This is a genomic window from Sphingobium tyrosinilyticum (assembly GCF_042654265.1).
GTDB classification, from domain to species: Bacteria; Pseudomonadota; Alphaproteobacteria; order Sphingomonadales; family Sphingomonadaceae; genus Sphingobium; species Sphingobium tyrosinilyticum.
Map to the genome: position 1 here is coordinate 407,573 of NZ_JBHSFZ010000064.1, position 12,306 is coordinate 419,878.

Annotated in this window: 10 protein-coding genes; 5 read left to right on the forward strand and 5 right to left on the reverse strand. The window is 62.2% G+C overall.

Annotation, left to right across the window (positions count from 1 at the left end):
- Positions 1-216 precede the first annotated feature (216 nt).
- From ACFO3E_RS19515 to wecB, 4 genes are all read right to left on the reverse strand, one after another.
- Positions 217-2,253: a GumC family protein gene (locus ACFO3E_RS19515; RefSeq protein WP_156518559.1), complete on the reverse strand. Its 2,037-nt coding sequence runs from the start codon at positions 2,251-2,253 to the stop codon at positions 217-219.
- A gap of 77 nt (positions 2,254-2,330) precedes the next feature.
- Complete coding sequence (locus ACFO3E_RS19520) at positions 2,331-3,041, reverse strand: polysaccharide biosynthesis/export family protein (protein WP_066527830.1); 711 nt, start codon at positions 3,039-3,041, stop codon at positions 2,331-2,333.
- A gap of 125 nt (positions 3,042-3,166) precedes the next feature.
- A complete protein-coding gene (gene wecC, locus ACFO3E_RS19525) occupies positions 3,167-4,462 on the reverse strand; it encodes a UDP-N-acetyl-D-mannosamine dehydrogenase (protein WP_066527828.1) in 1,296 nt (431 codons plus the stop codon).
- A 152-nt stretch (positions 4,463-4,614) separates the two neighbouring features.
- Positions 4,615-5,760 (reverse strand): non-hydrolyzing UDP-N-acetylglucosamine 2-epimerase, encoded by a 1,146-nt coding sequence (gene wecB / locus ACFO3E_RS19530; RefSeq protein WP_066527826.1) that lies wholly within the window; start codon positions 5,758-5,760, stop codon positions 4,615-4,617.
- Between the two features lie 161 nt (positions 5,761-5,921).
- Between wecB and ACFO3E_RS19535 the strand changes: the two genes are divergently transcribed.
- Positions 5,922-7,238 carry a UDP-glucose dehydrogenase family protein gene (locus ACFO3E_RS19535; RefSeq protein ID WP_066527824.1) on the forward strand — a complete coding sequence of 439 codons (1,317 nt, stop codon included), beginning with the start codon at positions 5,922-5,924 and terminating at the stop codon, positions 7,236-7,238.
- Entirely contained in the window at positions 7,238-7,363 is a 126-nt protein-coding gene (locus ACFO3E_RS19540; RefSeq protein WP_257784357.1) for a hypothetical protein, read from the forward strand. The genes ACFO3E_RS19535 and ACFO3E_RS19540 overlap by 1 nt, the downstream gene beginning before the upstream one ends.
- Before the next feature lie 38 nt (positions 7,364-7,401).
- Here the strand turns inward: ACFO3E_RS19540 and ACFO3E_RS19545 are convergent, their stop codons facing one another.
- Positions 7,402-8,250, reverse strand: a complete 849-nt coding sequence (locus tag ACFO3E_RS19545; protein WP_380807056.1) for an ABC transporter permease — start codon at positions 8,248-8,250, stop codon at positions 7,402-7,404.
- Between the two features lie 116 nt (positions 8,251-8,366).
- Between ACFO3E_RS19545 and ACFO3E_RS19550 the strand changes: the two genes are divergently transcribed.
- From ACFO3E_RS19550 to ACFO3E_RS19560, 3 genes are all read left to right on the forward strand, one after another.
- Positions 8,367-9,047, forward strand: a complete 681-nt coding sequence (locus ACFO3E_RS19550; RefSeq protein WP_066527822.1) for a GcrA family cell cycle regulator — start codon at positions 8,367-8,369, stop codon at positions 9,045-9,047.
- 117 nt (positions 9,048-9,164) lie between these two features.
- A complete protein-coding gene (gene parE, locus ACFO3E_RS19555) occupies positions 9,165-11,138 on the forward strand; it encodes a DNA topoisomerase IV subunit B (RefSeq protein WP_380807059.1) in 1,974 nt (657 codons plus the stop codon).
- A gap of 79 nt (positions 11,139-11,217) precedes the next feature.
- Positions 11,218-12,261, forward strand: coding sequence for a transglutaminase-like cysteine peptidase (locus ACFO3E_RS19560; RefSeq protein WP_066527818.1), 1,044 nt, complete (start codon positions 11,218-11,220; stop codon positions 12,259-12,261).
- The last annotated feature ends 45 nt before the right edge of the window (positions 12,262-12,306 follow it).

Sequence of the window (12,306 nt, forward strand, 5' to 3'; positions counted from 1 at the left end):
GGAGATCGCGCTTTCGATCTTGCAGGTTGATGACCTATCTGATCGCCATATCACCGTCTGTCCCACCGCATCGAAGGTCTAAGGCGATATGGCCTCTAATATGCCCGGACTGATCGATCACCATGTCATGCAGCGGCGTAGAAATGCCAGCGCCGCGCCGGGACGAAGCCTCAATACCCCGACCGTCACCGCGGGTCAGCCGGTCATCAAACTTCGTTACCCACCGCGGCGATAATCATATTCGAACGCCCGCCCCTGCTGCTTCGTCAATACCGCGCCGATGATTGCGCCACCTGCGCGGCGCAGGCGATCGACGGCCACACGGAGCCCGCCGTGGTGGTTGCGGCCCCATTCGACTACCAAGACAGCCGCCTGCACCTTGGCTGCGAGCAGTGACGTATCAGGCACGCCAAGAATGGGCGGCGCATCGATGAGGACAGTATCGTAATGCCCCTGCACGCTGGCGAGCAAGACATCCAAAGCGGGTGTCGAAAGCAGTTCCGCCGGGTTGGGCGGAATCGCGCCGCTGGGGAGCAGGGAAACGCCAGGCGCGCCGCTATCGACGATGACATCTTCCGCCTTGGCTTGTCCCGTCATCACTTCACTGATCCCGCGTTCGGGTGTGACATGGAACAGCCCATGCTGCCGCGGGCGGCGCATGTCGGCATCAATCACCAGCACGCGCCGGTCGAGCTTCGCCAGGGCAAGCGCCAGCGCGTGTACTGTCGAGGACTTCCCTTCGCCTTCCTGAGCGCTTGTCACGAGGATCGATGCGGGCAGACCCTCCGAAGAAGCAAGCAGCAGCGAAGAAGCGATCGGCACAAAGGTTTCCGCTGCAGGCTTGTCCGTCACCGGCACAGTGCCGAGCAAAGGCAGATTGGCGCGCTCCGCCAGCGTGTCCGCCGACGTGACCGCATCATCGAACACATGCCGCCCCGCCACCATCAGCAGGCCCAGCACCAACCCACCCAGCGATGCCAGCAGCATCGTGACGCCAATGCGGGGTGAAGACGGCCGCGTAGGAACGGCCGCGCGATCCAGCGGCTGTATCCGTCCGGCTTGGAAACCTGCTTGGGAAGCCATGTCCCGATAGCGCTGCAGCAGACTATCGTGCAACAAGCGATAAGTATCGACCGAGCGCTCCAGGATGCTCATCTGCACCCCTCGTCCACGCTCGGCCTGCGCCTGCCTCTCGACCCCGGCAATCTCCGCCTCGATCTGCTTTTCGCCATGAACAGCGACTTCATATTGCTCCCGGAGCGATGCGCGGATCGTGTTCGCCATAGCTTCGGCCTGGTCATCCAGCGCGGCGAGCCGGGCCCGCGCCTCGCGCATTTCGGGGTGCGCATCCTTGCGGAATTGCCGTTCCTCGACGACCTCAGCGCGGGCCTGGGCCCGCTGCGCCATCAGCTGTTGCATGCCGCCATTGTTCAACACTTCAGGCAGTGTCTCCACACTGGAAAGGCGCGCGCTTTCCCAGCGTTTCTGAACGGCAATCCGGTCGGCGATCGCCTGCGCGCGGAAGGCGTTCAACTGCGCCAGGCGCGTGGTGGTGGTCCCTTCCGCACCAGCCGTACCATCGCCTCTTGCAGCCAAGGCAGCGCCCGCCGAGGCGCCGGTCTGCGTGGCATAAGCTGCAAGATCTCGCTCCGCATGCTCCAAATCGCGGCGAGCGCCATCCAACTCGCCCAGCAGGAAGCGTCGTGCCTGAACGCCCGATTCAAACCCTCGCTTCAAGTCCGCCCTGATCAGGCTGTCGGCATAGCTGTTGGCAACACGGGCGGACAGGACCGGGTCGGCACTGGTGAAGCTGATGCGGATGACTCGGCTTTTGCCTGGAAGCTCAACGTCGAGATTGTCCCGAAGCAGCCGGATGACTGCTTCTGTCTCCACTTGCCGTTGATTGAGCATGGTCGATCCCCGGTCGGGGCGGCGTTCATCCATTCCATCGAAAAAGGTGCGGCTGCCTACTAACGCCAGCTCGCGGGCCACATCTTCTGCCAGGGCACGACTGCGGAGCACTTCCAACTCGGTCTGCATCAGCGATTCATTGTCCGCGGCCGTCAACTGCCTCTGAGTCGCGCCAGCCCCAGCAGCGCCCGCGGGAACATCCTCCACCTCGACCGATGCTGTCGCACGATAATCGGGCGTGGAAAGCAGGATGAAGACGATTCCCGCCAGTACGCACAGCGCCATGGTGACGAACAGGATGATGCGGTTCCGCCACACCGCCGTCCAACCCGCGCGCGCCATCGGGGCTATCCGCGCCGCTCGGCTCTCTATCCGGCCCGATGGAGAATCGCTATCGATGCGGATGCTGCGCCTTGCCATCAGCGCCCCCCATCGAGCGCAACAAAGCCTGCGCCGATTGCGGGCAGCGCCAACAAGGTGCCGCCAAGTATAGCCTTCGCACGCGATAATCCGACGATAACGGTGTCGCCGGGCAGGATTTCCGGGTCAGGCGCCTCACCCTTCCGAATGGCCGAAAGATCGAACAGCGCCGCCTTCCGATCACCATCCGTTTGCCGGACAACAATGATCTGCTTGATACGAGCGAGGCGGGTCGGTCCCTTCGCCAGCGCGACTGCCTGCAGCAGGCTCATGCGGCCATCGACCGGGAACAGTCCCGGTTCGCGCACCTCGCCATCGACGGTGATGCGCCGGCCTACCGCTTTCTTCACGAAGATCGTGACCTGAGGCGAGACCAGATAACGCTCACCAAGCCTGCCCGCTATAACATCGGACGCTTCGCCCGCAGACAGCCCAGCGACCGGCACATCGCCGATCAGGGGCATGCGCACCACTCCCGCAGCGGTGACCTGCGCATCCTCAAGCGACAAGCCGGGCTCATGAAAAACCTGTATCCGCAGCACATCATCGGAAGAAATGCGGTAATCGGCCCCCAAGGCCTGGGCTGGCGGGATCACCACATAGGCCGCATCTCCCCTTGGGACAGTGGCCGCCGTTGAACAAGCGCTGAGCAGGGCGCAGACCGTCGCGACGGCCAGAGCCCGGTTCATCCTGTCGCTCGGCCTGTCCATGTCCGCTCTAAATTCCCCACGCTTTTCAGGCTGTCCGCCAAGCGGCGGACACCTTGCGCGGGGTTAACGAGGCAGAAAGGTCATGGCAACTACGGGCAAACCAGTTTGGACGGGGCCCTACTCTGTCAAACCGCGATACGCCCCGGCTGATCGTGCGCAACCCGGCGAGGCTGGTCGGGCCAAACCCCGCGCGTGTCATAGACGGCCTTGCCGACGCGCTCGTCCACCGGGACTGATGCGAACATGTCATGATCCACTAGAATGACGAAAACGCCGCATTGTTCCAGAGCCGTATCGAGATCGATCAACTCCGCGCCAGTGCCTGCAAATTCCATCGGCAGATCATGAGCATAGGGTTCGACCAACTTGACGCGCCGGCCATAGCGACGAGCAAGCCGGGCGGCGACCTTCACTGCTGGGCTTTCGCGGAAGTCGTCGATATTCGCCTTGAACGCTAGGCCGAGGCAGGCGATTTCTTCGCCTGGAAAGTCATCGATCAGGTCGGAAGCCTTTGCAACCACATGGTCGGTCTTGGCGTCATTCACCTCACGCGCTGTACGGATCAGGCGGCTGTTTTCGGGATCGCCATGGACAATGAACCACGGATCGACGGCAATGCAATGGCCCCCGACGCCGGGGCCCGGAGACAGGATGTTGACCCGCGGATGACGGTTAGCGAGCCGGATAACTTCCCACACATCGATATTCATGCCTTCGGCGATGACGGAAAGCTCGTTGGCAAACGCGATGTTGACGTCGCGGAAGCTGTTTTCGACCAGCTTCACCATCTCTGCCGCACGCGCATTGGTGGTGATGCACGCACCCCGGACGAACTGGCGGTAAAAGGCTAGCGCCCGGCGCGCGCAGCGTGGGGTAATGCCGCCGATGCAGCGATCATTGTCTATCAGTTCGACCAGGATGCGGCCGGGCAGAACGCGTTCGGGACAATAGGCGATAGCGACGTCGCCCGCTCCGCCCTGCCCCGGCATCTTGAGGTCCGGGCGCAGCTGAGAAAACAGGTCGCGCATCGCTTCGGTCGTGCCCACCGGCGAGGTGGATTCAAGGATCACCGTATCGCCAGCCTTCAACACGTCAGCGACGGTGCGTGCGGCTTTCAGCACATGGGAAATGTCGGGCGCGCGGTCCTCTGAAACAGGAGTGGGCACCGCTATGATAAAGACATCGCTAGGCTCGACGGTCAGGCTGGCGCGCAGATTGCCTCGCGCAACGACGCCCTGCACCAAACCGTCGAGATCGACTTCCTCAATATGGACACGGCCGGAATTGACGGTCTCGACCACATGAGCACTGACGTCCACGCCGACGACCTGCGCCCCGCCCCGCGCGATCAGAGCGGCGGTCGGCAAGCCGATATAGCCGAGCCCGATGACCGAAACCGTCTGCTGCTTGTCGATGGGCATGCAATGATCCTGGAAGCCGATGATTTGCCGCCAGTTTCTGCAAGGAAATGCTGAAGATTTTGGTAACGGCTTTCCATTCTTCGGATGGACGCGAAGGCGGCAGTGCAAAATGCAGGTGCGGAGCAATCCCGCTTACAAGCGAGGGCTTCGGTTCAGGCGGCTTGATCCAGCCCCTCGGCCCGTGCTCCATCAGCAGCGATGACTGCCGCGATCCGCTGCGCCGCGTGGCCATCGCCGAACGGATTATGCGCCCGCGCCATCGCCGCATATGCAGCCTCGTCGTCCAGCAGCGCCAGCACCTCTCTCACGATCTGCACCCGATCCGTACCGACGAGCTTCGCCGTCCCGGCGGCGACGCCTTCCGGCCGCTCGGTCGTCTCGCGCATCACCAGCACCGGCTTACCCAGCGAGGGCGCTTCCTCCTGAACCCCGCCGCTGTCGGTGAGGACCAGATGGCACATATCCAGCAGCCGGACGAAATGCGGATAATCCAGCGGTTCGATCATCGCCACATTGGGCAGTCCGCCCAACACCGCCTCCATCACAGGCCGCACATTGGGGTTGGGATGGACGGGGAAGATCACCGCCACATCAGGTCGCGCCGCTATGTCCGCAATGGAACGGGCGATCGCTTCCATGCCTCCGCCGAAATTCTCACGCCTGTGGCTGGTCACTGCAACGATCCGCTTCCCGGCAAATCGCGCAGCTAGATCGTCCAGTCCCTGCGCAAGTGAGGGCATCGCGCCAATCCGCTCGCGCGTAGCCAACAGCGCGTCGATCACCGTATTGCCGGTAACATGGATACCCCGGGCATCGCGGTTTTCACTTAAGAGCGCCGCCGCGGCTGCATCTGTCGGCGCGAAATTCATGTCCGCAATGCACGCGACGACGCGGCGGTTCACCTCTTCAGGCCAGGGATGATAGATATCTCCGCTCCGTAGCCCGGCTTCGACGTGGCCAACGGGAATTTGGCGATAATAGGCGGCGAGGCTGGCAACCATGGTGGTCAGCGTGTCGCCATGCACTAGCACCCGATCGGGCTTTTCCAGATCGAACGCCTTGCCCAGCTCCACAATGAGTTTGGCGGTTAGCCCATCGAGCGTCTGATTGGGCATCATCGCGTTCAAGTCGATGTCCGGCTTGATACCCGCAATTTCCAGCACCTGGTCCAACAGTCCACGATGCTGCGCCGTCACGATGACGCGTACGTCCACATTATCGCGCGCACGTAACGCATGAATGACCGGAAACAACTTGATCGCTTCGGGACGAGTCCCGAATACCACCGCAACTTTCATCTTTGCCCCCTGATGCGAGCCTTTAAGGCTACCCCCTGCCAGCAAATCGTAACCATCCCCTGAACATAGGGGTAATTCCGACGCGCGCTTTCGCACGCGCAATGACCTATGCTAGGGCCGCGTCAACCTTTCATTTTTCCAGCGAGGCTGCGGGTAGTTTTATGAAGATCACGATGATCGGCACGGGATATGTAGGCCTGGTTTCGGGCGCCTGTTTCGCCGATTTCGGCCATGACGTCTGCTGCGTGGATAAGGACGCCCGCAAGATTGATGCGATCGAATCCGGTCGCATGCCGATCTTTGAGCCTGGCCTGGATCAGCTTGTCGCCAACAACGCCGCGGCCGGCCGCCTGACCTTCACCACGGATCTCGCCGCCGGGGTGAAGGGCGCAGACGCCATCTTCATTGCGGTGGGCACGCCCTCGCGTCGGGGCGACGGTCACGCAGACCTCAGCTATGTCTATGCCGCCGCACGCGAGATCGCAGAAACCGTTGATGGTCCAACTGTCATCGTCACCAAATCCACCGTTCCAGTCGGCACTGGTGATGAAGTCGAACGAATCGTGCGCGAAGCCCGCCCCGACCTCGACATCCAGGTCGTCTCCAATCCTGAATTTTTGCGCGAGGGCGCGGCAATCAGCGATTTCAAACGGCCCGACCGCGTTGTCGTCGGCACCACCGGCGATGAGCGGGCAACCGCTGTCATGGCGCAGATCTACCGTCCGCTGAACCTCAATCAGGCGCCGGTCATGTTCACCGGCCGGCGGACGGCAGAGCTGATCAAATATGCCGCCAACGCTTTCCTTGCCACCAAAATCACCTTCATCAATGAGATGGCCGACCTGTGCGAAGCGGTCGGCGCTGAGGTGCAGGACGTTTCGCGCGGCATCGGCCTCGACAACCGCATCGGCAGCAAATTCCTGCATGCCGGCCCCGGCTATGGCGGATCCTGCTTTCCTAAGGATACGCTTGCACTGGTCAAGACGGGCCAGGATTATGACACGCCAATCCGCATAGTCGAAACGGTCGTGCAGGTGAACGACCTGCGCAAGCGCGCCATGGGCCGCAAGATCGTGAAAGCTCTTGGCGGCGAAGCGCGGGGCAAAACCGTCGCGCTGCTGGGCCTCACCTTCAAGCCCAACACCGATGACATGCGCGATGCACCCAGCCTCGCCATCGTGCAAGCGCTGGAAGATGCAGGCGCCCGGATCGTCGCTTATGATCCCGAAGGCATGGAAGTCGCCAAGCCGATGATGCCCAGCGTGACGATGGTGAAGGACGCTTATGAAGCCGCTAGGGAAGCGGACGCGCTAGTGCTGGTCACTGAATGGGATATTTTCCGGGCACTCGATTTGAAGCGCCTGGCAGCCTCGATGAACAAGCCGCTGCTGATCGACCTACGCAATATCTACCCGCGGAGCGAAGCGGAAACGGCAGGCTTCGCCCTCACACGTGTAGGCGGCAAGGGCATCGCCTGATGGCTACATTGCCGGAGGAAAGGCGGGACGGGCCCGCCTTTCCCCGCCTCCAACATTGGGTGATCGCGGCAGGACTGCTGTTCCTGATCACGCAAGTGGTGCCTGTGATGGCAGGATTGACTTGATCAGCCAACCAAGTGCGGTCACCAAAAAACTGTGTGGATCAAGCCTTCAACTTCCACCCGCGCTTCAGCAGCACATAACATAGCACGCCCAGCGCCATGTTGAGCCCCAGCAGCACCACACTTCCCACCACCACATCCCCATCCGCCGCCGCGACAAAGCCATAGCGGAAACCGGAAATCGCATAGAAAAACGGGTTGGCATGGCTGATCGCCTGGAATACCGGCGCAAGCCTATCAATTGAATAGAAGGTTCCGGACAGCAGGGTCATTGGCCCGATCACGAAATTGGTGATCGCAGCGGCATGGTCGAACTTCTCCGCCCAGATCGATGTCATCACGCCGATGAAGGCTGTCAGCGCCGCGCCCATCAGGCCGAACCAGGCAATCGCCCAGGGATGTGCAGGCGTCACATGCACGCCCGGCCACAGCGCCATCGCTCCCCAAAGCGCCAGCCCCACGCAGAAAGCGCGCGTCACCGCAGCCCCCACCAGCGCCAGCAGCAATTCGCTGTTGGACAAGGGCGGCATGAGATAATCGATCAACGTCCCCTGCATCTTGCCCGCGAGCAGCGAAAAACTGCTGTTGGCAAAAGCATTGTTCATCATGCCCATGATCATCAGGCCGGGCGCGATGAAATCGGCAAAGGGCACGCCCAGCACTCGCCGGTCGGCCCCGCCGAGCGCGACGGAAAAGATGACCAGGAACATCAGCGTCGTGACGGCAGGCGCCCATATGGTTTGGAGCTGCACCTTCATGAAGCGCCGCACTTCCTTCCGGTACAGGGCGCGCGTCCCCGCCCAGTTCACATTGCGGATGACAAGCTCGCCCGGCTTGTGAAAAGCGGGGCTGGTCCGGGAAGAAGCTGCAAATTGGGACTGGTCGTTCATGCTTGGATCGACTATCGGCTGGTCGGATGTGCCGCAAGGGCGTTGTGCACGGGTTTGAACCTGTGCAGGCGCGCCCCATATAGGGCGCGAAATTTAAGAATTCGAGGAGTCATTCATTGTCCTGGACCGACGAGCGTATCGACCAGCTCAAGGCAATGTGGGAAAAGGGCCTGACCGCCAGCCAGATCGCGGACGAACTGGGTGGAGTCAGCCGCAACGCCGTGATCGGCAAGGCGCACCGCCTTGGCCTTCAGTCGCGTCCTTCGCCCGTGAAAGCCAACGAGGCGCCGAAGAAGGCCGCTCCAGTGCGCAAAGCCACGCCGTCGCCTGAGGCCGAAGCGCCCAAGCCCGCGCCTGTGCAGCATAGTGCGCCCGCGCCAGTTCGCGCTGCGCCCCCGGCTGCTGCCCCTGCGCCTTCATTCGCTGCGCCCGCCGCGGACGCTCCGCCTGCCGCGCCGCAGCCGCGCATCATTTCAGTCGGCCCCGGCGGCTTCCTGCGTCAGGGCCCGGGCGACCAGCAGGCTCCCATCCCGCCTGCTCCGCCGCGCCGCTTGGTGCCTGCTAAGCCGAGCCCCGAAATCGCGGGGAAGACGACGCTGCTCGACCTGACAGAACGCATTTGTAAATGGCCGATGGGCCACCCGGGCGAACCCGATTTCCACTTCTGCGGCGAAGCGGTGAACCCCGGCTTCCCCTATTGCGTCGAACATTGTGGCCGGGCCTATCAGGCCCAACTGCCCCGCGGCACCCGCCGTCCGCCCCCGCCGCTGCCATTCGGCGGCCCGAGGGTGCGGTAAACTTCCCTATCTGTTCGCTTCGAGCGAAGGTTTAACCAGATTAAATTGGGGCCGGTTCACCGTTGAACCGGCCCCTCCCGCTTGCACAGACGGCGTACCCCCTTATAGCTTGTGCGCATGTCCGATCTGTTCGCGAGCCAGCCGCTCTCCTCTTCCGGTTATGATGCATCCTCCATCGAAGTTCTCGAAGGACTGGAGCCGGTGCGCCGCCGTCCCGGCATGTATATCGGCGGCACGGACGAGCGAGCGCTGCATCACCTTGCCAGCGAAGTGCTCGACAACAGCATGGACGAAGCGGTCGCGGGCCATGCAACCCGGATTGAGGTCACGCTGGAACCCGGCAACAAACTGACCATCACGGACAACGGTCGCGGGATCCCCGTTGGTCTCCATCCCAAATTCCCCGGCAAGTCGGCGCTGGAGGTCATTCTCACCACGCTCCATTCCGGCGGCAAGTTCACCGACAAGGCTTATGCAACCTCGGGGGGTCTCCATGGCGTCGGCATCAGTGTCGTCAACGCCCTGTCGGTCGTCACCGTCGTCGAAGTCGCCATCAACAAGGAATTGTTCCGCCAGAGCTTCGCCCAAGGGCTACCCACCAGCGGGCTGGAAAAGGTCGGAGCCGCTCCCAACCGGCGTGGCACATCGGTCAGCTTCATCCCGGATCATGAGATTTTCGGCGAGCAGAAGTTCAAACCCGCCCGGCTTTACCGCCTCGCACGCTCCAAAGCCTATCTGTTCGCAGGCGTCGAAATCCGTTGGAAATGCGCGCCCGAACTTATCAGCGACGACACGCCAGCCGACGCCGTCTTCCAATTCCCCGGCGGTCTTGCCGATCATCTTAAGGAACAGGTCGGCACGCGCGAATGTGCGACCAGCGCCTTCTTCTCCGGCAGCCAGGATTTTCCCGACACCGCCGGCCGCGTCGAATGGGCGATCGCTTGGCCGCTCTGGTCCGACGGCAGTTACAGCTGGTATTGCAACACCATCCCGACGCCGGACGGCGGCACCCATGAAACTGGCCTGCGCGCCGCACTCGTGAAGGGCATTCGGGCGTTCGCCGAACTGGTCGGCAACAAGAAGGCGAAGGACATTACCGCCGACGACATCGTGACCTCGTCAGAGATCATGCTGTCGGTCTTCATCCGCGACCCGCAGTTCCAGAGCCAGACCAAAGACCGACTCACCAGTCCCGAGGCTGCAAGGCTGGTCGAAAATGCGGTGCGCGACCATTTCGATCATTTCCTGTCCGATCATATGGAACGCGGCAAGGCGCTGCTCGCCTATGTGATCGACCGCATGGATGAACGCGTCAAGCGGAAGGCGGAAAAAGAGGTCAAGCGCAAGACCGCGACCAGCGCGCGCAAGCTCCGTTTGCCTGGAAAGCTGACCGACTGTTCGACCGACGATCCTGAAGGCACTGAAATCTTCCTGGTCGAAGGCGATTCGGCCGGGGGCTCGGCCAAGCAGGCGCGCGACCGCAAGACGCAAGCGATCCTGCCCCTGCGCGGCAAGATATTGAACGTCGCGTCGGCAAATAACGCAAAGATCCTCGCCAATCAGGAAATTGCGGACATGATCCTCGCGCTCGGCTGCGGCACGCGCAAGGACTGCAATCCTGACAATCTCCGCTACGAACGCATTGTCATCATGACCGACGCCGACGTGGATGGGGCGCATATCGCAACGCTGCTCATGACCTTCTTCTTTCAGGAAATGACGGAATTGGTGCGGCGCGGCCATCTCTACCTCGCGCAGCCGCCGCTCTACCGCCTCGTCGCCGGAGGCAAGAGCCTCTATGCCAAGGACGACGCCCATCGCGAGCAACTGCTCGCCAAGGAGTTCAAGGGGAAGAAGGTCGAAATCAGCCGCTTCAAGGGCTTGGGTGAGATGAATCCAATGCAGCTGCGCGAAACCACTATGGATCCCAAGACGCGCGGCCTGATCCGCATTACCCTTCCCGACGATGTCGAGGATCGGCAACAGGTGCGCGAACTTGTCGAACGGCTGATGGGCACCAATCCCGCACACCGCTTCGCCTTCATCCAGGAAAATGCTGCGACGGTCGATGAAGAGGCGATAGACGCCTGATTTCCTACATTAATGCCTATCGCCTCGTTAACCAGGGCGGCGCACCCTATGTTCAATTTTCTGCGGGATGGTGCGAAGCATGTCAGGCTTCGTCCCATTCCTTCGCACCTCCGCCCTGCTGGTTGCCCCGGCGCTGCTGCTGGCGGGCGCGAGCGGTCATGCCAGCGCCCAGGCTCCTCTGACCCTGCCGGCTACGCCTTATGCAGGCCAGAGCCAGGCTAACTACTCCCCCTCCGACCGCAACTCGGCAAATCTTTTGGCTGGAGGCATGAGCCGCCTTGCGGCGATCAGCGCGCAGCAGGGTGGTGCGGTGCCCGCCACATTCATCCGCGTGTCGCCCACCCCGGCGGCGGTCATGAATGACCGGCGAATTAGCGACTTCCTCGGCAAGCTGCCCGGCTGGCGATTGGAGGGCGTACAACTCTCAATAGCCGTCGCCGGTCTCGACTACCGCCAGCGCGATCTGACGCCAGCCTTCATGCGCGGCCTCGTGCCGACACCGGGGCCGCGTCCCACTGCTTTCCTGACATCAATACGGCCGACTCCGCTCTCCGACCAGCCTGCGCCGCGCATGGGTCAGCCCGATATATTCGGATCGGTCGCGCTGCCGATCGGACATACGGTGCTCGACGGCAAATGGGCTTCGATATCGCAGCCTCTGACCCGCAAGGGCCTGTGGGGCAACATCCTCCACACCGCGCAGGCCGCGGGCGGGCAACAGCAGATCGAGATGATCAACCGCTGGGTCAACCAGCGGCTGCGCTTCATTGATGATCGACAGGGTGGTGACAGCTGGGCACCGGCCAACCAGTCACTGCTCCGCGGCGCGGGCGATTGCGAAGATTATGCCATCGCCAAGATGAAGCTGCTCGAAGCGGTTGGCTTCGATCGCCGCGCCATGTTCCTCGTCATTGCCCGCGATTTAGCGCGCCAGGCTGATCATGCGGTGCTGGCAGTGCGGATCGGCAATGAACTCATGATCCTGGACAATATGACTGACAAGGTGCTCCCTTCGTCGCAGGTCAGCGATTACCGGCCAATCCTGAGCTTTAACGCCTATGGCCGTTGGACACACGGTTACCGCGTGACCAAGCCGCAGCCGGTGCAGTTCGCCGCACGCTGACTGTTCGCCGCCTTAGTGCCCTGAGCCTGTCGAATGGCAAGCGCA